General features: G+C 61.0%; 13 protein-coding genes and 1 tRNA gene. 6 read left to right on the top strand and 8 right to left on the bottom strand.

Annotated elements, in window-relative coordinates; genetic code table 11:
- Window positions 1-45 precede the first annotated feature (45 nt).
- The gene (locus tag M1D68_RS17590) at window positions 46-780 is read left to right on the top strand and encodes an amidotransferase (RefSeq protein ID WP_434607063.1); all 735 of its coding nucleotides are present in this window, start codon (window positions 46-48) and stop codon (window positions 778-780) included.
- Between the two features lie 95 nt (window positions 781-875).
- Here the strand turns inward: M1D68_RS17590 and M1D68_RS17585 are convergent, their stop codons facing one another.
- The 3 genes from M1D68_RS17585 to M1D68_RS17575 form a co-directional block, all read right to left on the bottom strand.
- Window positions 876-1,847, bottom strand: coding sequence for a magnesium and cobalt transport protein CorA (locus M1D68_RS17585; protein WP_420767224.1), 972 nt, complete (start codon window positions 1,845-1,847; stop codon window positions 876-878).
- Between the two features lie 132 nt (window positions 1,848-1,979).
- Window positions 1,980-2,702, bottom strand: coding sequence for a 1-acylglycerol-3-phosphate O-acyltransferase (locus tag M1D68_RS17580; protein WP_420767225.1), 723 nt, complete (start codon window positions 2,700-2,702; stop codon window positions 1,980-1,982).
- Between the two features lie 186 nt (window positions 2,703-2,888).
- Window positions 2,889-3,578, bottom strand: coding sequence for a crotonase/enoyl-CoA hydratase family protein (locus M1D68_RS17575; protein ID WP_434559962.1), 690 nt, complete (start codon window positions 3,576-3,578; stop codon window positions 2,889-2,891).
- Between the two features lie 306 nt (window positions 3,579-3,884).
- Here M1D68_RS17575 and M1D68_RS17570 point away from each other — a divergent pair.
- From M1D68_RS17570 to M1D68_RS17550, 5 genes are all read left to right on the top strand, one after another.
- Window positions 3,885-3,974 (top strand) — tRNA-Ser (locus M1D68_RS17570).
- Window positions 3,975-4,211: 237 nt separating this feature from the next.
- Window positions 4,212-5,234 (top strand): UV damage endonuclease UvsE, encoded by a 1,023-nt coding sequence (locus tag M1D68_RS17565; RefSeq protein ID WP_434648515.1) that lies wholly within the window; start codon window positions 4,212-4,214, stop codon window positions 5,232-5,234.
- 126 nt (window positions 5,235-5,360) lie between these two features.
- Window positions 5,361-5,855 carry a nuclear transport factor 2 family protein gene (locus M1D68_RS17560; RefSeq protein ID WP_457967945.1) on the top strand — a complete coding sequence of 165 codons (495 nt, stop codon included), beginning with the start codon at window positions 5,361-5,363 and terminating at the stop codon, window positions 5,853-5,855.
- A 52-nt stretch (window positions 5,856-5,907) separates the two neighbouring features.
- A complete protein-coding gene (gene dapF / locus M1D68_RS17555; RefSeq protein ID WP_457967943.1) occupies window positions 5,908-6,711 on the top strand; it encodes a diaminopimelate epimerase in 804 nt (267 codons plus the stop codon).
- 179 nt (window positions 6,712-6,890) lie between these two features.
- Window positions 6,891-8,063 carry a zinc-dependent alcohol dehydrogenase gene (locus tag M1D68_RS17550; protein ID WP_434559954.1) on the top strand — a complete coding sequence of 391 codons (1,173 nt, stop codon included), beginning with the start codon at window positions 6,891-6,893 and terminating at the stop codon, window positions 8,061-8,063.
- A 142-nt stretch (window positions 8,064-8,205) separates the two neighbouring features.
- Here M1D68_RS17550 and M1D68_RS17545 read toward each other — a convergent pair whose 3' ends face one another.
- The 5 genes from M1D68_RS17545 to M1D68_RS17525 are packed head-to-tail and all read right to left on the bottom strand — an operon-like array spanning window position 8,206 to window position 22,047.
- Window positions 8,206-10,380 (bottom strand): HlyD family efflux transporter periplasmic adaptor subunit, encoded by a 2,175-nt coding sequence (locus M1D68_RS17545; RefSeq protein WP_420767230.1) that lies wholly within the window; start codon window positions 10,378-10,380, stop codon window positions 8,206-8,208.
- Window positions 10,377-11,756 (bottom strand): efflux RND transporter periplasmic adaptor subunit, encoded by a 1,380-nt coding sequence (locus M1D68_RS17540; protein WP_434559950.1) that lies wholly within the window; start codon window positions 11,754-11,756, stop codon window positions 10,377-10,379. Before M1D68_RS17540 ends, M1D68_RS17545 begins: the two co-directional genes overlap by 4 nt.
- Window positions 11,753-12,514 (bottom strand): efflux RND transporter periplasmic adaptor subunit, encoded by a 762-nt coding sequence (locus M1D68_RS17535; RefSeq protein WP_434607044.1) that lies wholly within the window; start codon window positions 12,512-12,514, stop codon window positions 11,753-11,755. Before M1D68_RS17535 ends, M1D68_RS17540 begins: the two co-directional genes overlap by 4 nt.
- On the bottom strand, window positions 12,511-14,409 hold the full coding sequence (locus tag M1D68_RS17530) for a TolC family protein (RefSeq protein ID WP_434559946.1): 1,899 nt from the start codon (window positions 14,407-14,409) through the stop codon (window positions 12,511-12,513). The genes M1D68_RS17535 and M1D68_RS17530 overlap by 4 nt, the downstream gene beginning before the upstream one ends.
- Before the next feature lie 39 nt (window positions 14,410-14,448).
- Complete coding sequence (locus tag M1D68_RS17525; RefSeq protein WP_457967939.1) at window positions 14,449-22,047, bottom strand: Ig-like domain-containing protein; 7,599 nt, start codon at window positions 22,045-22,047, stop codon at window positions 14,449-14,451.
- Between the last annotated feature and the right edge of the window lie 24 nt (window positions 22,048-22,071).

Below are 22,071 nucleotides of genomic sequence, written 5' to 3'. Positions count from 1 at the left end.
GCTCTGGGGTGTGCAATATTCCCATCATCGTGTCAGGTATTTTTTATGTCGCTACGCATCTGCATTCTGGAAACCGATATCCTGCGTCCAGAACTGGTCGACCAGTATCAGGGTTACGGGCAGATGTTCCAGCGCCTGTTTTCGCAGCAGCCCATTGCGGCAGAATTTGTCGTGTACAACGTGGTGGAAGGGCAGTATCCAAGCGTCGATGAACAATTCGACGCTTATCTGGTGACCGGCAGCAAGGCGGACTCCTTCGGGACCGATCCGTGGATACAGACGCTCAAGACTTATCTCCTGGACCGCTACCAGCGTGGCGACAAGCTGCTAGGCGTCTGCTTCGGCCATCAATTGCTGGCACTGCTGTTGGGCGGCAAGACCGAGCGCGCCAGCCAGGGTTGGGGGGTGGGCACCCATCGCTACAAACTCGCGGCCAAGGCCCCCTGGATGAGCCCGGTGAAGGAGGAGCTGACCTTGTTGATCAGCCATCAGGATCAAGTCACCGAGCTCCCGGAAAATGCCACCGTCATAGCCTCGAGCGATTTCTGCCCGTACGCGGCTTATCACATCAATGATCAAGTCCTGTGCTTCCAGGGCCATCCGGAATTCATCCACGACTATTCCCGGGCCTTGTTGGAGATTCGCCAGCAACACCTCGGTGAGAAGATCTACAGCCAGGGCGTGGCGAGCCTGGAACAGGAACATCACGGTACGACGGTAGCGGAGTGGATGATGCGTTTCGTCGCCCATAAACCCCAAGCCGATGCCGCCCAGGGCTGACTACTCGGGCATGCCACCGTTGATCAGCGGTTCACTGCTGATCAACGGTGGGAAGCTGCTCGCGAAGAAGGCTACGCAAATCCCGTCGAAAAATCCTACAACCACCCCGACCGCTTGAAACTTGCCCACAACGCGGTACATCCAACCCCGATGAACCCGAGCACCAGGAAATATCCATAGTGCCAGGTCAGCTCCGGCATGTTTTCGAAGTTCATCCCGTAGATGCCGGCCACCGCCGTCGGAAACGCCAGGATTGCCGCCCAGGCGGCGAACTTGCGTTGCACCACGCTCTGGCGCGAGGCTTCGAGCAGCACGCCGATTTCAATCGTCTGGCTGGCAATGTCCGCCAGGGTCGCCAAGTCTTCCATCTGCCGTGTGACGTGGATCTGCACGTCGCGGAAATAGGGGCTCATGTTCTTGTCGATGAAGGGGAAATCCAGGCGCTGCAGTTCTTCGCTGATTTCCACCATCGGCGCCGCATAGCGACGCAGGCGCAGCACGTCGCGGCGCAAACTGTGCAGGTTCTGGATGTCCCGCTCATTCAGGGCGCTGCATAGCACGTTGCGCTCCAGTTCATCGATCTCGGCATGAATGGCTTCGCCCACCGGCAGGTAATTTTCAATGACGAAATCGAGGATTGCATAAAGGACGAAATCCTCCCCGTGCTCCAGCAGGATAGGACGTGCCTCACAGCGTTGTCGGACATGGGCGTAGGAGGCCGAGTGACCGTTGCGGGCGGTAATGATGTAGCCCTTGCCGGCGAAGATATGGGTTTCGATGAACTGCAGCTTGCCGTCCTTGCGCACCGGCGAATACGTGACGATGAACAGCGCATCGCCGAACGTTTCCAGCTTGGGCCGGCTGTGCTTCTCCATCGCGTCTTCAATCGCCAGCTCATGCAGGTTGAACTGGCGCTGCAGGTTGGTCAGTTCCTGGGTGCTGGGCTCTTCGAGGCCGATCCACACGAAGTGTCCGGGCTTCGCCGCCCAGGCGCTGCCTTCATCGAGGGTGATATTGGTGACTTTCTTACCGGCGCTGTAAACCGCAGCAGCAACAACTCTACCCATGATGTGGTTCGCTTCTTCTTGGAAATTGGCAGTGGGGGCAGCGTCCAGCTTAGCGCGCCACGCTGATTGAGAGTCAGCGAAATTCGCGAAGTTCGCGTAAAAGAAAACCCGCCGTAGGGGCGGGTTTCTTGTTCACATGGGCTGCAACTGCCGGTCCATCGTCTCGATGCACTCGCGCATCTGCTCACGACATTGAGCGATAAGGCGAGGCATGTCGTCCATGCTCAGGCCCGCCGTGGGAATTGCCGGCAGGGAGCGTATGAGAATGTCACCACTGCGCCAACGATTGAGCTGCATATGCTTGATATAAGTGCTCACACAGACTGGGATGATCGGCACTCCAGCAGCAATCGCCATCTGGAACGCGCCTTTCTTGAACGGCAGCAATTCAGCGCCCAAGTTGCGTGTGCCTTCCGGAAACACCCAGATCGAGGTGTCTTCATGCTGGAGGGTGTGGGTGGTGGTCAGCATCGACTTGCGGGCCTTGATTGCATTGCCCCGATCAATCAACACGTTGCCCGCCAGCCAGAACAATTGACCGAACAGCGGTACCCATTTCAGGCTCTTCTTGCCGATGCACACGGTACGACGCGGTACCACATTGCCGAAGACAAACAGATCATAGTTGGATTGATGATTGGCGATGATCACGCTGCTCTGGGCTTTATTCGCCAGTGTGTCGACTTCGGCCTTGACCCGCAGGCGCAGGATCCACATCGCGGGTACCGCATACAGCCTGGCGCACAGACGGCTGTTGTCAGGGTTGAACGGGCGACACACACCCAGAATCACCCCCAACACACCCGCCAGGATAAAGTGCAGGCCCATCAAAGACATACGCAGTGCAAACAACATCAACAGGCCCCACAGGGACAAAAGGTGGCGCAGTGTACGGATGTGCACTGTTTTCAGCAATTGCCCCTATAGAGGTAGGAGATGGGCGATGTTTAAGCTGATGTTTCGAAATGGCGCGTAAGAAGCGGCTTAGAGCGGTCGCCGGGTTTTAAGCCGCACGTGTCGGAACCTCACTTCAGCCAGGGTTCAGCCCATGTATTCCTGGTCCAGCAATATCGCGCTGTCCAACGCATCCAGCAGCGACTTGCGAACCTTAAGCTTGGTGTTTTTGTGGGCGGTCATATTGATCTTTTTCAACTGACGCGCCGCTTCCAACGCCGTAGATTGCAATTCGTCCGCCGACACCACCTTATCGAGGAAGCCCGCATCCACGGCGCTCTGGGGATTGAACATCTCGCCATTGATGACCGAGCGGTGGAATGCCGACTTGCGCAACCGATCCCGGGCCAGCTCGATACCGGCATGGTGCATGGTCATGCCGATCTGCACCTCGTTCAGGCCGATCGTGAACGGCCCTTCGACACCAATGCGGTAATCCGCCGACAACAACAGGAACGCTCCCTTGGCGACCGCATGCCCCGGGCAAGCGACAATGACAGGGAAGGGGTGCGACAACAGGCGGCGAGCCAGGGTCGAACCGGACGCCACCAGGCTCACCGCTTCCTTGGGACCTGCGGTCATCACTTTCAAATCGTACCCGCCCGACAGAATCCCCGGCTGCCCGGTAATGATCACCACCGCGCGATCGGCCACTGCCTGGTCCAACGCAGCGTTGAACGCGGCAATCACATCAGGCGAAATGGCATTGACCTTTCCGTTGTTCAAGGTCAGGGTCGCGATACCGTCTTCGAGATGGTAGGCAATCAGGTCGCTCATGACGCTATTCCTTGTATGAGAAGTCAGCAGACGTTACCCACCGTCGCAGGCCAGGTAAAGCGCCGTGACTGACTCACCGGTCAGCCCCGCCCCTTTCAAACGGCCTCGCCCGCCCGATGGGCCGCGCTTGCTTCTATAAGCGGGCCTGCGGACAAAGCCGAAGTTTGGCCGGTTTGCCATGCCCCGACCCGTTTGAAATGCTGGCCTGCCTTAAGCACATGAAAATTCTGAAAAAAACCTTTGCCATCGCCAAGGCTTTCGACTACATTAGCGCGCCTCGACAGACTGAACAGTTTGCCGAGACACGGTGAAGTGTCCGAGTGGCTTAAGGAGCACGCCTGGAAAGTGTGTATACAGGAAACTGTATCGAGAGTTCGAATCTCTCCTTCACCGCCACATTCTACAAACACAAACCCCTGATTTTCCTGGAGAAAATCGGGGGTTTGTGGTTTTTGGCGTCTGGAAAAGGGGCGGTATGGGAACAATGTGGGACCAGCCCACGCTTCCGTTCTGGCTGCCACTGCCTGATCTCGAATACTTTCCGAGGAAAGCTGTTTCAACGACCAATCAAAAACGACGACTCGGCCGCCAGGATGTCTACCGCCAACACAGACTCAACGGCCAGGACTCCCCATGACCCACCCCCGCATTGGCTTCGCCTGCCAATACCGGCACCCTGATCGCGGCCTCTCGGCGGCCGCGCTAAAGACAATCGAAGCCCCCTTCAATCCGCGCACCACAACGTTGCGCTGGATGGACAGCGTCTCCCCACAGGTCGCCCGCGACAAGCTGTTGGAAATCATCACGCACAATCTCGACGCGCAGTTACGCCTTATCGCCTACGTCGCCGAGCTTCCCCCGACCCTGCGCATGCTTCGGCTGAGTAGCGATCTATTGCCGTTCTACAGTCATCCGAAGGTGAGCGCGTTCTATCAGGACCCTGCCATCCAAGCCCAACTGGAAGAGCGCTTTGGCGCGATCGGGGACCTGGCGCGTTCAGCGGATATCCGCCTGTCCTTTCACCCTGGGCAATACTGCGTGCTCGGTTCGGATAAACCGCCGGTGGTGGAGAACAGCCTCGCCGAGTTCGAGTACCACGCCGACATGATCCGGATGATGGGCTTTGGTCGGCATTTCCAGGATTTCAAATGCAACGTGCACATTGCCGGGCGGCTGGGGGGCGAGGGGATACGTTCGGTCTGGCCACGGTTGTCGGAGGCGGCGCGCAATTGCATTACCTTCGAAAACGAGGAAAAGACCTACGGCCTGGATGATTGTCTGGAACTTGCCGACCTCGCACCCATCGTGCTGGATATTCATCATTGTTGGATCAACGAGAACGATTACATCGCTCCGGATTCCCCACGAGTCGATCGCGTCATCGACAGTTGGCGCGGCGTGCGGCCCACCATGCATTACTCCCAACCCCCGGAGCGGCTTCAGGCGTTGGGTTTCGATGCCGACGGTAAGCTTGAGATGGATGCCTTGTTGAGGGTCGTGTCCAAGCGTGACCTGTACGGCCACAGCGCGCAGATGTGGAATCGCTGGACGAACCAGTACGCCCTCAGGTTTCTGGACCGGTTCGACATTATGTTGGAGGCGAAGGACAAGAATCTGGCAGCGCAGGGTTTCTACGAGGACGTTGTACGGCGTTGATGGCGGTATCCACGTGATAGCTCAGCGCCAAACAGCATCAGGCAACCCCACTGCAGTATCGAGCAAAGACCTCTCCCCGTATGCCGTTAAGGTTCTATTGGAATTTAATGGCTGTGGGAGAACATCATGACCCGGTGGATGAGTTTGGCTTGGCAAGCCCAAGTGCTTGCACTTTCTTTTATATTCTCAGCGGGCAACGGCTGGGCTTCGGAAAATATTCAACGTACCAATACGGATCTGGTTCGCCAGGCTTTCGCGAATTGGCAGGAGGGCAACGGCACGGTCTTCGACCTGCTGGCGCCGGATGCCAAATGGACCGTGGCCGGCACAAGCCCGGTGTCAGGCGTCTACACCAGCAAGGCTGAGTTGGCCCAAGCCGTGCGCCCGATCACTGCTCGGCTGGCTACGCCGATTGTGCCAACGGTGCAAAGCATCATTGCCGAGAACGACGTCGTGGTTGTTCTTTGGAACGGCACAGCCACGGCACTTGATCACAAGCCCTATAAAAACACTTACCTGTGGCACATGACGCTCAAGGATGGGCAAATCATCGAAGTGACCGCCTTTCTGGACACCTATATGCTCAACGATCTAATGCATCGAATTTCATACAAACCCTAGATGCTCGTCCGACCTCGCGCAGGGCAAGTTGTCGCAAGACCAGGATCAATCCATGCCGCTTAACTTCCACAAGATGCATGCCAACGGCGATGACTTCGTTATTGTCGATTCGCGAAACTCGGCCAATCCGGTGACAGGTGCGCTGGCCCAGCGAATGGGCGACCGCAACCGGGGTATTGGCTTCAACCAACTCGCGGTACTGCTCGATTGCGACGATGCTGCTGCGCGGGTGGTCTTCTGGAATGCGGATGGCTCGGCGCTGGATGTTTGTGGCAGCGCGACGCGGGGGACGGCGGACCTGCTCATGCGCGAAGCGAATGTGGGTTCTCTGATGCTGCGGACCAACCGGGGTCTACTGACTTGCGAACGCACCCCAGCCGGCGATATTTCCGTTGACATGGGCGTACCGCTTTTTGGCTGGTCGGACATCCCGCTGGCGCAAGCAGCGGACACCGCTGACTTGCCACTGGCTGGCAGCCCAGCCGCTTGCAGCATGGGCAATCCCCACTGCACCTATTTTGTCGAAGACCTGGCCAGCGTTGATATCGCCACGGTGGGTCCCGCTATCGAAACCAATGCGTTATTTGCGCTCAAGACCAACGTTCATTTCGTCCAGATCATTGATCGAAGGCATATTCGTCTACGCATCTGGGAGCGTGGTGCCGGGATCGCGCTGGGGTCAGGTTCTTGCTCATGTGGTGCGGTCGTCAACGGCATCCGTCGTGGTTTGTTGGACAGCACCGTTGAGGTTGAATGTGATGGTGGAAGCGTGACGGTGCGATGGGATGGCGTGGGCGCGGTCTTTCTTATCGGACCGGTGGAGGCAAGTTTTTCGGGGGCAATGAGTCTGGGGTGAGCGGAGGGAAGAGCCGCTTGATAACCCGAGCGACGGCGCAACCGTCTATCGCGTTTTACCGATGTGTGCAGACATGCTTTGAACTTGTCGCGTTTTCCTCCGACCGAAAACATCAGTAGGTGCGCATAACGAGAATGTTCATGGCTGGCGCACCGACCCTGTTCAGGAGGTGTACCAAGATGAAAGCGTTACGCTGGCATGGAAAAAAAGATATCCGCTGTGATGATCATCTGCCCGACCCCACCATAGAAGACCCACGTGACGCCATTATCAAGGTCACCTCGTGCGCCATCTGCGGCTCGGACCTGCACTTGTACGATGGCTTCATGCCCGGCATGAAGCATGGCGACATCATGGGCCATGAGTTCATGGGTGAAGTAGTCGAAGTGGGTTCGGCCAACAAGAAACTGAAAATTGGCGATCGCGTGGTGGTGCCCTTTACGATTTGCTGTGGTGAATGCGATCAATGCCGTCGGGGTAACTTCTCGGTCTGCGAGCGCAGCAACCGCAACAAGGACCTGGCCGACAAGGCCTTCGGCCACACCACTGCCGGGCTGTTCGGTTATACCCATCTGACTGGCGGCTATCCTGGCGGCCAGGCCGAGTACGTGCGGGTGCCTTATGCGGACTTTACCCCGGTGGTGATTCCGGACGGCCTGACCGATGAGCAAGTGCTGTTTCTAGGGGATATATTCCCCACCGGTTGGCAGGCGGCCGTGCAATGCGATATCCAGCCCACCGACACCGTGGCCATCTGGGGCGCCGGTCCGGTAGGACAGTTCACGGTGCGCAGCGCGGTGATCCTGGGAGCCAAGCAGGTGGTGTGCATCGACAACGTGCCCGAGCGCCTGGCCATGGCCAAGGCCGGGGGCGCCATCACCATCAACTTCGATGACGAAAGTGTGCTGGACCGCTTGGCCGAGCTGACGGGCGGCAAGGGCCCAGAGAAATGCATCGACGCGGTAGGCATGGAATCCCACGCGACCCGTTCGTTCGATTCCATCTACGATCGGGTCAAGCAAGCGGTGATGCTGGAGTCAGACCGCCCCCACGTGCTGCGGGAGATGATGTATGTGTGCCGCCCCGCTGGCACGTTGTCCATCCCCGGTGTGTATGGCGGCTTGATCGACAAGATCCCGTTCGGCGCGGCCATGAACAAGGGCCTGACTTTCAAGATGGGGCAGACCCACGTGAACCGCTGGACCGACGACCTGCTCCGGCGCATCCAGGAGGGGCAGATCGATCCAAGCTTCGTCATCACTCATACCGTGAGCCTTCAAGACGGCCCGCAAATGTACAACACCTTCCGGGACAAAAAAGACGGCTGCGTGAAGGTGGTGCTCAAGCCTTGAGCCGACGATGCACCCGTGGCGAGGGAGCTCGCTCCCGCTTGAGTGCGAAGCGCTCACAGAAAAGGGGCCGCTGCTCCCGAGGCGTCGGAGCGGCCCAGCGGGAGCAAGCTTCCTCGCACGGGGGAGCAGGTGAAAGCCCCCGTCAGAACCCGCTTTCCCTGATCAGAATCGACAACGCATCGGTGAACAGCTCTGCAACCGGGCTGATGCGGGCCCCCTCGATGGACACGTTGCCCAGGCGCATCATCATCTGGGCGGGAGGGGCGTCCAAACGTATTCTCACCCGGTAAAGGGCATCACGGATCTGCAGGTTCCGGTCCTGTTTTGCGGAGACGGCGATGGGACCGCCGTAGGTCGTGCTCAGCATGAGATGCGGGACGTTCTGGGTGCGTGAATCGTCAATGCCGATCACTTCTCCCTCAAGCGTCGTGCCGCTGCCTCCCTGTGCATAAAAGCGCGCGCGAGCGCCAACGGCCACGCGCGAGAGGTCTTGCTGGCGAACGAATGCTTCCACCGTCCAGCTATCGGGGCTGACCAAGACGCCCAGCGGCTGATTGGGCTTGACCCAGACGCCGGGCTGCACGGCGGGGTCGATGTCGATGAGCACTCCGGCCATCGGGGCGCGCAATGTCAGGCGTTGCAACTCGGCCGCCTGGGCGGCGGACTCGGCTTGCTGACGGTTGAGCTGGCTGGCAATCGAGGCATATTTTTCGGCCCCATCGGCAGTTCCGGGGAGCCCGGCAAGCTGCGCGCGCAAGGCGAGGGTCGCTTTGTGAGACCGTTCGGCCTTGTCGCGTATGACCGGGGAATCCAGAACGACCAAGGTTGAACCGGCTTCGATCGGTTGCCCGGCGAGAGGCATCTCCACCAGCCGGGACGGCAAGGGACTATAGAGCGTGTATTGAACCTCTGCATGCAGCCAGGCGGGCGCCTGCACCTGGGTGCTCCACGGCAAGGCGGCCAATAGCATCAGCGCGCCTGGCCCGAGCAAAAGCAGGCGACCTCGCCGCGTGGGGATCTCCTTGCGACGACCCCACCAGACCTTGAGTTCACGCTGGATAGGCATGACGACGAACCATGCAATTTCGACTAGGAACAACAAGATACCCAGCGCCTTGAAAAACAGGTAATACACGGCGACGGCGATGCCGAGAAACACTACCAGGCGATAGATACGGGTGACGATGGCAAAGGCAATGAGAAAACCACGCAGGCGCGGCGCTACGACTTCCGGATCGGGTTCGTCCCAGGACAACAGGCGACGGCGCATCCAGGCTTGCGCCAAGGCACCCGAGCGCTCGTGGAGGTTGGGCAGGTCGAGCCAGTCCGACAGCAAAAAATACCCATCAAAGCGCATGAAGGGGCTGGCATTGAGGGCCAATGAAATCATCCAACTGGTGGTCGCCAGGAAGAACAGCCCGCTCTTGAGCATTGGGTTTTCGCACAAGGCCCAACCTAGCGTCGAAACTCCGGCAACCAGCAGCTCCACGAGAATGCCGGCACCGGCGATGTGAAAGCGTTGACGGCGGTCGGCGAGCTTCCAGGATTCGCTGGTATCGGTGTAGAGCACCGGCCATAGCACCAGGAACGCCACGCCCATGTGCGCGACGCGCACGCCGTAGCGCGTAGCCGTATAGGCATGGCCGAGCTCGTGAAGGCACTTGGTAATCGCCAGGGCTACCAGATAACCGACCAGGCCTTGCGGTGACAGGCTTTGCTGGAAGCTGGCAACGAACACATCCCATTGCTGTTCGACGAAGAACAGGCCCAGCACGATGGCGAGGGCGATGCACACCAGAAAGGTCCGGCTGAACAGTGGCGCGACCCAGGGCAGGGTTTTTTCTAACAGGCGCTGCGGACGCCAGAGCGGCACGCGCATGAACAGGTAATTGTGAAGCAACCATTGCCAACCGGTGTGCTTGCCTTGCCGGGCCATCTCTTCCAGGCGTCGGGTACCGGTGACGTCGCTGACATGCAATAACTGATGGCGGCTCAGAAACGCCAACAAGGCCGCCAGTTCCGCTCGGCTGACGTTCAGGGGCGTTTCGGCCGCGAGCGCCTCGAGCAAGCGGGTCGGGCTACCCAGGGACCAGCGTGACAGGATCTCGAACTCCAGCCAGCCGATGTTGAAGAACCGGTTACCGACCGGGTCCTGGATCATCCAGGCTGGCGAGCCATCGCGTTGCGTGGCCGCGGGAATCAGGCGCAAGTCTTCGCGCACCGCGGGCAGGTGTTCGGGAAGATGTACGTCTGGGTCTTGCAATGTCGATCCGGCCGATGAGCCCGACAGCAGAGTCGCCAGGTCCAGTTCGCTCACAGCCCGCTCCATTCACGCAGGGCGGCCAACGGACGGCGCATGACGTAATAGATCAGCGGTACCGATTCGCCATACAGCTTGGCGGTGCCCTTGAGGCCGATCCGCGCCAACTGGCTGGCATCACCCTGGAACTGCCCCCGAATGCGATACGAGGGAATGTTGTCTGGCGAAAGGGTGGCCTGGTAGCTGGTCTGGATCAGGCTGGCGGTCAAGGGCGATAGCGGCGCAACGTGCAGGAACAGACGAATTTCAGAACCGGTATCGAGGTTGATGGCATTGGCCACCGGGAGCCAGACCAGCACCCCCGCATCTTGCGGGTCGGCCAGCTGGATGATGCGCTCGCCAGTGACCACGGGCTTGCCGATCCAATCATTGGTGTCGCCAAATATCGCGATGCCGTCGCGTGGCGCTCGGACCACATTGCGCTCAAGCATTTCGTCGAGCCAAGCGACCTCGGCCTGTTTCTCCTGCACTTGCCCATTGAGCGCGGCCAGCTCGCCCTTGCTCTGTGCGCTTTCGAAGGCTTTTTGCGCGGCGAGCAGCGCTTCGGACCGGGCGACTTCCAGCGCTTGCCGGGCAACGGCGCGGCGATTGCGCAGGGTCGTGTCGTCGAGGCTGAACAGCGGTTGATCCTTTTGCACCATCTGGTTGGGCTGCACCAGGAACTCGTGCACCACGCCATCTTGCGGGGAGGCGATGGCCATCGCGTTATGGGCTTCGATCTCGGCCGGTGCCAGGGCGCTCAGTCGGACCGGCACCAGGCACGCCAGGGCCATGGCCGTCCCCAACGCCAATAAACGCCACGGGCGCTGTCGCCAGACTTGCCAGCGGGCGCCGAGCGTGGGGCGTTTGTTGGTCAGCGCCGCGAGGCAGTAGGCATAGGTTTGCCCCAGTCTGGCGAGCAGGGCCTGGGTATGTTCGTCCGGCTCGGTATCGCAGGCAAGCAGCAACATGCCACGACGTGAATGATCGCGAGGCGGTAGCGGTACGCACAGCAGATGCATCGGCATCCATTCGGTCCAGCCCTCGGCGAAGCTTTCGGGAAGGTCCCGGGCTCGCAACAGATGCAAGACGGTGGCTGGTGTCGATTCGGCCGATACCGCGGGCTGCGTCCAGAGATGCTGGGCCAGCCTCTTGAGCCAGACGGTAAACGGTGTCTCTTCAGGCAGCACCGCCAAGCTGGAAACGTTGCTCAGCGAGGGCTTGCCCAGCACATCGCTGACAAATACATAGCCTTGGCGATAACGCAAAAGTTGCCACGTTTCGTTGACCATCACAAAACCCAGCTCGGCGGTACTGCGCGCTTCTTGTGCGCGCTGCTCAAGATGCAGCAGCACCGCGACCGGGTTGGGCGCTGTATTGGCTTGGGCGTTCATTGCGGCGCTTCGAACAGCGCAGTGCCACTCATGCCGGCGAGCAGATCGACGGGCCGGCCTTCGATCACCCCTTCAAGCTCGATGGTCTGGCTGACGGCGTCGACCTGGCCGTTGATGGCGCTGACTTTGGCGGGATAACGTTTGCCGGTCTCACCCAAATCAACCTGGAAGGGCAGGTCGGGCTTGAGCCAGACCAACCATTTGGAAGGTACATTCACACGTACCTTCAATGGCCCTTTGCTGATGATGTCGAGCAGTGGTTGGCCCAGGTTGACGCCCTGAAAGGCTTTGACCTGGACCTTGACCACGCGCCCGTCGAACGGTGCGAGCACATTGCATTGTTGTTGCTGGGCCCGGTACTGGGCCACCTGGGCAGCGGCTTTCTCTGCGGCACTGGCGGCCAGCGAAACTTCCACCTCGCCGGCGGACTGCAACCCTTGCAAGCGCAGCTTGGCGTCATGGGTTTCACGGGCGGAGCTCAGGTCGGCCTGGGCCATCTTCAGGCGAGCGACCTGTTCGTCGCAGTCGAAACTGACGAGCACGTCACCCTTGCTGAACGTCGATCCCAGCGACGCGTTGACCGCGCGTACCCGCCCCACCAGCTGGCTCGCCAGGGTGGTTTCCTGGTCGGCCACCAGCAGCACGCGTACGCCGGCATCGGTTTCGCTTTGTGCCCATGCCGGTTGCGCTGACACGACCAGGCCGAGCAACGAACCGCCGATCACAGAAAGAGAAACACAACGTGATCGGATCTTCATTTCGAGGCCACCTGTGTTGGGCCCGATTTCAACCACGCGCGCAAATTCGGCACTTCAGCGACCGTGGCGGCTTCGCAGAATGCGTTCAAGGAATCTCTGTCCGGCTGGGCGCGCAACGTGCTCTGGTAGTGACTGGTGCCTGCCACGCTTCCGTCGGCACGGCGCAGGCTGACGCTCCATTCACCGCGACGGATACCATCCTGAATGTTGGCGATACGCAGTTGCATGATCAGCGTAGGCCCGGGCTGGTTGTTTTCGGCAAGCACGAACTGGTTGCGTTTCAATGCTTGGCGAGCCACTTCGAGCATGTCATTGGCTGCCCGAGCATCGCCTGAGTATTCCAGGCGTACCGCCAGCGGTTGCTGCGAAGGCAACTCTCCGATCGCCGTCGTGAACGCCTGGCGTTCTGAACGGCTCAGGCTTTCCTGCAGTTGTTGCGAGAGTTGCTGCAAGTCGCTGGCGTCGCGCACGTCTTCGGGTAGCACGTCCAGGCCCAAGGAGTTGTAGATGCGCCCGAAAGCGGTCTGCGCCGTGGCGTAGGCCGAGTATCGCTGGAACTGTGCGAGCAGGGCGCGGGTTTCGGTGCGAATGACTTCAAGCTCGGAATCGGTGCGGGACGACACCGAAGCGCGGGCGAACTTGGCCATGCGTTGATCGACCTGGCTCGACTGGTCGGCCAGGTCGTAATCGACCAAGGCGAGCTTGTAGCGCTCCACCGAGATGCGCACTTGTGTCAGCACGGCCATCGAGAGCGCAAGGCGGCGCGCGTTGTCGGTTTTTTCCTGGGAGGCGCTGGCTTTTTGCGTGGCCGGGATGGCCGCCAGCTTGAACAGGTTGGCGCTGACCTGTACGCCGCTGTCGACCCAGTTGCTGTTATAGAGATATTTGTTGGAGTCGTACTGATCGTTGATGTTGATTCCAAGGCTGGGCAGCAGTGCCAGCAATTGGCGTCGCGCTTCGTCCGCCGAAATGCGCTTGCGATAGTCTTCCTCACGCAGCTCAGGACGCGCCTGTAAGGCGATTTCCTCAAGTTTGGCCATGTCGACCGGGACGCCAGGCAGCGAGGGCTCGCTTTCCTCAGCCAGCGTGAATTGGGTGCCCGGTGGAATGCTCATCAGCGCGGCCAATTCGCGTTTGGCGAATTCCAGATCCTGGCGGCGAGCGTTGAGCAAAGTGGTCGCGTCCAGCAGGGCGCTTTGGTAAGCCAACGCCTGTGCCGGCGGTAGCAGACCCTGTACCTCGGCCTCCCGTGATTTGCCCAGCGCCAGACGTACACGGTTCAGCAGCTCGTCGGCCTGGCTTTCAAGACGCTGGGCGCCCAGGGCGCGCCAGTAGGAGGTGCGCAAGTCCTGCAGGACCGTTTGCATCACGCGTCGGCGTCGCTCCTCGGCGATCAGGTATTGGTCGGCACTCTGCTTGGCGCGGTAGTAGCTGACGCCAAAGTCCAGCAGGTTCCAGGAAAACTCAGCGTTGGCCAGTGTCCGGTTACGCTCGACGGAGGAAGAGGGGATCAACGAAACCGTGTTGGTTTCAATGCCGACGCTCGTACCACCCGACTCGTTGTTGCGCGACGTGTAGCCAGCCGAGACCAGCATCTTGGGAAGCATGTCGTAACGTGAAACGTCATGCAGGCCCGCCGCCAGAGCCGATTCCATCAACTTCAGGCGATAGTCGAGGTTGTATTTGAGCGAGCGTGCCAGCGCGTCGGCGAAGGTCAATGGCCCCTTGATCGGTTCCTGGTCGGCGTAAAGCTGGAGCTGGTCACCGGCCACTCGTTGGTGAATTTCATCTTGTTGCAACGGCTTCGGCGCAACGGAGCAGCCTGCCAGGCCGATAACCATGGCCGCGACCCAGCCTGCGCCCAGTACTGAACGATTTTTTTCCATCAAAGACATGTGATTACCGTTTTTATAAGGAAAGTAGAGGACGTTGGGTCAACCTTTGCGCTGGGGCGCCGGTAGCCGTTCGACTTGAGTGGACGAATGAGGCTGGCGCTGTTTGGCGGCCTGGCTGATTTGGTCACTGAAGGAAACGGCCGCCTTGGGCTGATCAGACGGCGGGCTGGGCTTGACTTCTCTTGCCGAAGGCTCTTCAGCCACAGGCTGCAAGGCATCGAAATCGCCGAACAAGCTATGGCCACCGGTGAAATACAGGCTGTCCTTGAATTTGAGCGAACCTTCCTGGTAATCGACGGTTTTTTGCGAATCCTGTACCGCCAGCGTGACGTGCAGGTTAGGAACGAAACCGAGGCCGATCCCGATCGACTCCGAACGTATTTCGCCGCTGTAGGCTTCGGCATAGCCGGAGCGCAGCGGGTCGAGTCGTTCATCGGCCTGGATTTGCGAATCCATCACCGGAAGCGTGACGAACAAGCCCGGCACCATGTCGCGCCGTACGCTCAACGAATCAAGCTGCCAATCCGGGTATTCATGACGCAGAACGTCGCCGGTGGGCGCGTTCCGATCCGTCGAGACATCGGACGTGGGCGGCAGCGGCAATGTCGAGGAGTCCATGCGCAGCCTCAATTGCGCCGTTGCGAAGCCGCCATGGTCGTCGGTGATCCGATAATCGATGGTCGGCACCGCGCCGAGATAATTGGCGTTCGGTGTAAATACGAAGCGGCCATCGAGGTCGAGCCTAATCGTGCCGACGCCTGGGATTGCCACGCTGTCGCCGGCCGCGAAGGTGCCGGTCACGCCATCCACGGTGAAATCGACCACATGAATCGCATCGTTCTCGGGGTCGCTGTCGTTGCCGAGCACGCTGCCCCTGATCGGGTCTCCTTGGGGCGCGCTATGAACGCCGTCGTTGACGGCCACGGGCGGCTCATTGATATGGATGCGCACTTGGGCGGTGTCGCTGCCACCCACGCCATCGCTGATCACGTAGGTGATCGTGACATCGCCCGTGACGCCGGGTGCCGGGGTGAAATCCAGGGTTCCGTCTGGGTTGATCGTAACGCTGCCGTCAGCGCTCTGGGCGTGGGTGACGGTGAGCGGATGGCCGCTCGGATCGGTGTCGTTGGCCAACACCGGTATGGATTGGATGGGCGTGTCGCGGTCTGTGAGCAACACCCCGTCATCGTTGGCGACAGGCGTGGAATTGACCCGGATGGTCAGGTCGGCATTGTCGGTACCGCCCGCGCCGTCGGTGATGCTGTAGGTCACCACCGGCACATCGCCGTGGAAGGTCGCAACCGGCGTGAAGAGGTAACTGCCGTCGGCGTTGAGCGTCAGGGTGCCGACACCGGTAATGGTTGCGGTATCGCCAGGATTGAAAGTGCCCGCAACCCCCGCGACGGTAAACCCGGCGACGCTCAGCGGATGACCTTCCGGATCACTGTCGTTGGGCAGGACGTTGCCGCTGGCCGGCGTGCCCTGCTGGACGGTTTGCAGCCCATCGTCTACCGCTACTGGCGGCGCGTTGACCCGAATCGTCAGGTCGGCGCTGTCGGTACCGCCCACGCCGTCGGTGATGCTGTAGGTCACCACCGGTACATCGCCGTGGTAGGTGGGGATCGGCGTGAAGAGGTAGCTGCCGTCGGCGTTGAGCGTCAGGGTGCCGACACCGGCAATGGTTGCGGTATCGCCAGGATTGAAACTGCCGACTACCCCCGCCACGGTGAACCCGCCGACACTCAGGGGGTTGCCGTCCGGGTCGCTGTCATTGGGCAGGACATTGCCGCTGGCCGGATCGCCTTGCTGGACGGTTTGCAGACCATCGTCCACCGCAACCGGTGGGGCGTTGACCCGGATGGTGAGGTCGGCGGTGTCGGCGCCGCCCGTGCCATCGGTGATGCTGTAGGTCACCACCGGCACATCGCCGTGGAAGGATGGCGCTGGTGTAAACAAGTAGCTGCCGTTGGCATTGAGCGTCAGGGTGCCGACGCCGGCAATGGTGGCGGTATCGCCAGGATTGAACGTGCCGACGACCCCCGCGACGGTGAACCCGGTGACACTCAAAGGGTTGCCGTCCGGGTCGCTGTCATTGGGCAGGACATTGCCGCTGGCCGGATCGCCTTGCTGGACGGTTTGCAGGCCATCGTCCACGGCCACCGGCGCGGTGTTGAGGTGGATGGTGATGGTTTGCGTCGCGATTTTCCGCCCTTCGGCGCCTTGGTCCTGGCCGCTGCCGGCAGTGCCGCTGTCGGTGGTGTTCGGGTTCTGGTCGTTGAGCACGAAGTCGACGGCTACGTCGGCGCTGGCCGATGTCGAGGCGTTGGTGTTGCTGTAGGTGACGGCGCCCATCACTTTGCCGACCACTGAACCGTCGGCATCGGCGTTGAAGGTGACTTGCAGCGTGCCCGAGGCATTGCTGATGCTGCCCACGACCACCCCGTCGACGAGCAGGTCGCTGCCGTTGACCTGAACACCGACCGCATCGTCCCCCGCATCGCTGTCGAAAAGGCCAAAGACATCATCGGCATTGCCGCCGCCCTGACGGTTGATGGTCAGCGTCGCGCCCTGCCATTTGTCAGCACTCACATCCAGTTCGAGGTCGCTGACGGCCACATTGCCGTCGCCATCCAGACGAACGGGGTTGCCGCCCTTGGTCACGGTTTGCGAGCTGTCGAGGCCCGAGGCCAAAGGCGCATCGTTGACCGGCAGCACGGTTACATTGATCGTGCGGGTGGTGATCAGCGCGGCGGTGGTGCCGTCGGCGTAGTCGAAATCGCCCGGGTTCTGGTTGGCATCGTCGGTGTCGCCGGTCAACGCTCCAGGACGCTGCCCGGTGCTGCCGCCATCGTTGACGGAAACCGTCACCGTGAAGTTGCCCGTGTAGTCGCTGCCTGCCGGCGCGCCCGTGGCCGTCGGGTAAGTAATCGTCAGGGCCTGAAGGCGAGCGTTGACTTCGGCTTGGGTGGCCCCGCTGATCGTCACCGTATCGCTGCCCACACCGCTGATCGAACCACCACTGCCGCCCACGCCGGAAATCACCCCCTGGCTGACGTGTACGGTGGCCGAGAACGTATTGGCACCGTTGGCGTCCGGGTCACTGATGGTGAACCCACCCACGCTGCCGGTCAGGTTGAGGGTCGCCGAGCCTTCCCTGACGGTGACATCGCTGGCGGTAACCTGGGTCGGGTCGTTGAGGCTGGAAACAAACAGCGTCCGCGTGTTGCTGCCCATATTGAGCGTGAGCGAGCCAGGCAACGCCGCGTAGGGATCGATAACGGTGGCGGGGACCACGGCGGTCGAAGCACCGGACGGATTCAAGCCGCCGTTGGCCAGACCACTGGCGTCCAGCACGCCGGTGGCAACGTTGCGAATGCGGTCGTCGGCAATCACCTGCACCCTGTAGCTGGTGTCGGTGTTGGCAAGGGTGCCGCTGAGGGTAACCTGCAAACCCGCGAGGTAAGCATTGACGTTGGCCAGGCTGCCGCGGATGACCAATGCACTGTCCGTGCCGGAGTAGGTGTCATCGATTTCGAAGCTGGTGTGATCTTCCGTGGGCGAGCTGGTGGAGCCGAGAATGATGTCGGTGTAGCTCGCTTGGCTCAGCGGCACGCCATTGGCATCGGTCAGGCGCACGGTGACCTGAGTGAAGTCCTGTTCCGGCGAAGCGCTCTCGCCTGACGGTGCGCTGATGCCCCCACCGTCGTTGTAGTCTCGATCCGAGACCGAGAACCCCGGCACGGCCACCGCTGCGCCGCTTTGGCCTATCGCCAGGCTACCGCTGCCTGCCGTTACGGTAGGGGCGTCGTTGGTCGCTTGCAGGGTGATTGCCAGTTCGCTGGTCTGGGCGGGCGACGCAACGCTGCCACTGCCCACGTCACCACCGATGGCGGCGGTGCCTTCGTTCATTTGCACGCTGAGCGTAACGTCGCCAGCAGCGGCACCGTTGTAGTCGTGGTTGGCGTGGGCTGCGCTGGTGTAAGTCAAGCCAGTGCCGGCGGCGTTGAGCAGCGACTGGATATCGTCCGCCCGACCGATCAGGGTGACGCTGTTGCTGTTATCGCCACTGATGCTCACGGTTCGCCCTGACGGCAGGGTGATGGTGGTCTGCGTACCCGCGCCGCCAATCCCCAGTATGCCTTGGCCCGATGGCACGCTGACCGTCACGGAGACCGGAACGTCGAGGGCCGTGGACTCGGTATCGACCACCGAGATGCCGGTGACGGCGGTCGAGCGATCTTCGTTGATCAGTTGGGACGCCGGGATGCCCACGCTGGGCAGGCTGTTGATTGTCGACACGCGGACCAACACGCTGGCCTGTGCCAGGTTGAGGTCGGTGCCGGTGACGCTGTCGGTGTATCCATCGAATTCAACGGCGGAGATCGGCTGCCCGTTGCCGCCGGGGGTGGCCGCCTGGTTTTCGCTGCCGCCATTGGCCCCCGTCGTCAGGTTGCCGCCGGCGTCACGCAGCCGATCATCGACCACGACCTGGATGCGGTATTGATGGTCCTCGTTGCTGGGGTCGTTGACGCTGGCGGTCAGGGTCGCCAGCGCCGCGTTGACTTCGGCCCGGGTGCCGCGAAGGACCAGGTAATCGCCATTGCCGTCTTTATCGGCGTCTCGGGTAGCGCCGCCGCCCAGGCCGACGGAGAGGGTGACGCCCGCATACTCGCCCGCCGTGAAAGCGGTGCCGTCGGTCTGGGTCAGCCGCACGATGACTTGCACCGAATCCTGCGTGCCGACGCCGCTCAAGTCATCGAGATCGCCCACCGTGAAGCCGCCCACCGGATTGTTGCCAGCGACGGTGCTGTCGATATTGACCGGGTTGTTGGGGGCAGACACCGTTGGCTTGTCGTTGGTCGGCAGAATTTCGATGTTGTAGGTCGATGCCGTGGCGGTGACGCCCTGGGCGAATGAGCCACTGTCGTTGGCGCTGAAATCACCGTCACTGACGATGTAGGAAAATGAGTCGTTGCTGGTTTCACTGCCGTCATGTTGATAAGTGACGCGATTGGCGTCCAGGTCGGCTTGGGTGAAGACCGAGCCGAGCCCGAGGACGCCGCCGTTGAGCATCAACCTGCCATGCTCCGGAATAGCGGTGAGCCGGTATTGGCGCTGTAGGCTGGAGTTATCGTCATCGCCGTACACAAGGTGCGCGCCGCCCACCGAGCCATTTATCGTCCCGGATCCATCGGCATTGGCATAACCCGATGCACCCCCGATCACTGCCGATTCCCCTTCGTGGATGGCGCCCGCTTCACCGGCGACCAGTTGGGATTTGGAATTGAACGCGGGCGCATCGTTGACCGGTGATATGGTGATCGGCACCACCAAAGCCGAGCCGGTGCTGGATTGGTTGGTACCCGCTCCGACGGCCACGCCCTGGTCGTCAACGGGCACGACGGAAAAACTGTCAGTAAAGTTTTCGCTGCCGTCATGGACGTACTTCAGGTCGCCCGCGGCCAATTGTGCCGAGGTCACGGTCTGATTCAACGTCACGGTCACGCCGCCAAGCGTCAGGTGGCCGAATTGTGGCAGCGCGCTGATCTGCAGGATGACGTCGTTGCTCGTGGCGTATTGGGTGCCGCCGCTGGCATCGGCTTGTCTGTCGGTATCGGCGACCACGATGTTGCCGTTGGTAATGGTGACGGTGCCGCCTTCGGCCGTGAATACCCGATCGTCATTGGTGGCGGTCGGTGTGTCGTTTTTCGGCACGATACTGAGGCTGAAATTTTCGGTCGCGGTGGTCAGCGTCCCGTCGGAAACCGAGAATTGGAAGTTGTCGACAAAGTGTTCGTCGCCGCTGTGCTGGAACGTAACGCGTCCAGCGTCCACGTCGGCCTGGGTGAAGGTGCCGAACGCACCAATCGCCACACCGTCGAGCAGCAATGTGCCGCTGCCCGGCGTGACCAGCACCCGGTACGTCAAACCGTCGGCGGAGGTGAAGTCATCCGTGGCGTTGAGGTCGGCGGTCGTCAGCGTGTAGCTGGCGGCTTCGTCGATCGTCGCGGTTTTGTCGCCACCGCTGACGGGCGCCTGGTTAGGCGCGGGGTCGGCCGGCAGTGCCCCCGGCAACGTCGATGGCTCGGCCGGCACGTGGACGTTGAACGTCTTGACCGTCAACGAGCTGTTGGCCGCGTCGGTGTCGTAGATACCGCCATCGCGCGCGCTTGGATACAGGCGTACGCCGCCGTCCTTGACGGTAAAACTCATGCTGTCGGTTCGCGCCGTGCCGGTATAGGCCCGAACGTGATAGACCACGTTGCCTGCGTTGATGTCGGCCTGGGTAAAGCTCGATCCCACCACCAGCAACCCACCGTTGAGCGTGAAATAACCGACGTTTCTGTCGGGCACGGCGGTGAGCGTATACCTGAGGCTGGAATCGAAGGAGTCGTTGTCGGTGACCTGCAGCATGGCGTTGGTGACGACGCGAATCGTTTCCCCAGGATTCAGGTTCTGGTCGATGCTGTGATCCAGGACCGGATCGTCGTTGTTGGGCAGGATGGTGAGATCGACGGTCAACGTCGACGTCTTGGGCACACCGGTGCCGCCGCCATCATCGGTGACATTGAGCAAGAAGCTATCGGTGGCGCCGGCCCCGCTGGCTTCGCTGCCGTCGTGGCTGTAGGTGAGCTTGGAGAGGTCCAGGATGACGAAGCTGCTGTCGGTGATCACCACGCCGTCATAGCGCAACGTACCGTGGGTCGGCAGGGAGTTGAGCGTATAGGTGAAGTCGACACCCGGGGATTGATCGGGATCGCCGATCTGGATCGTGCCACGGGGCGTGCCGATCGGGCTGACCAGGTTGCCGTTGTCGGTCAGGTTGACGCTTTGCTCGCCCTCGATGATCGTGATGGTGCCGCTCGATGTCGGCGCCTGGTTCACCGGATTGACGTGAACCTGCACGTTGTGGTCGTGAACGACGCCGCCGGCGCCGTCATCGATGGTAATGGTGAAACTGTCGGTGAGGCCCGCGGGATTGATGACCTGGTCGCCATTGTGGCGATAGCTGAGGTTGGCGATCTGGTCGATGGAAAAACTCGACCCTACCCCTAGCTCCTTACCGTTGAGCAACAAGGTGCCATTGCTCGCCAGGGAGGTGAGCTTGATGATGACCTGTTGCTGCACGTTATCGACATCGGTCATGCCCAGGTTGCTTTGGGTGAAGCCCTTGCCGTCGGGGGAGCTGGTGGCCGGCGAGAAATTCGCCGTCCCGCCTTCGTCCACCTGCAACGCCGGGCCACTGCCGGAAATCGTCGGTGCGTCATTGACCGGGGTCAGGTTGATGTCGATGGTTTTGCTGGTGGTATTGCTGCCGTCGTCGCTGGTCAACGTAAACGAGGCAGCACCATTGAAGTTGCTGTCGCCCCGGAACGACATGCCGTTCAAGGCGGCGTTGATGTCTGCCAGCGAGCCGCTGAAACTGATGCTGGCGCCGCCATTGCCGGTCAAGCCGGTGAGGCCATTGGTACTGGCCAGGTTCAGCGTGCCATGGCTGGCATTCAAGGTGACGTGTTGTGTTGCGCTATCGGTGTCGCTGACGCTGATGCCGCTAATCGCGACGGAAGCATCTTCGGCGCCGCTACGTGCCACGACCGCAGTATCGGCGATGACCGCCGCCGCGCCGTCGAATAGCATTCGTTGTTCAAGGGCGAAAAACCT

Source organism: Pseudomonas sp. R4-84, from assembly GCF_054130985.1.
Note: the sequence above shows the minus strand (reverse complement) of the source record. Positions and strands in the feature narration are given on the sequence as shown.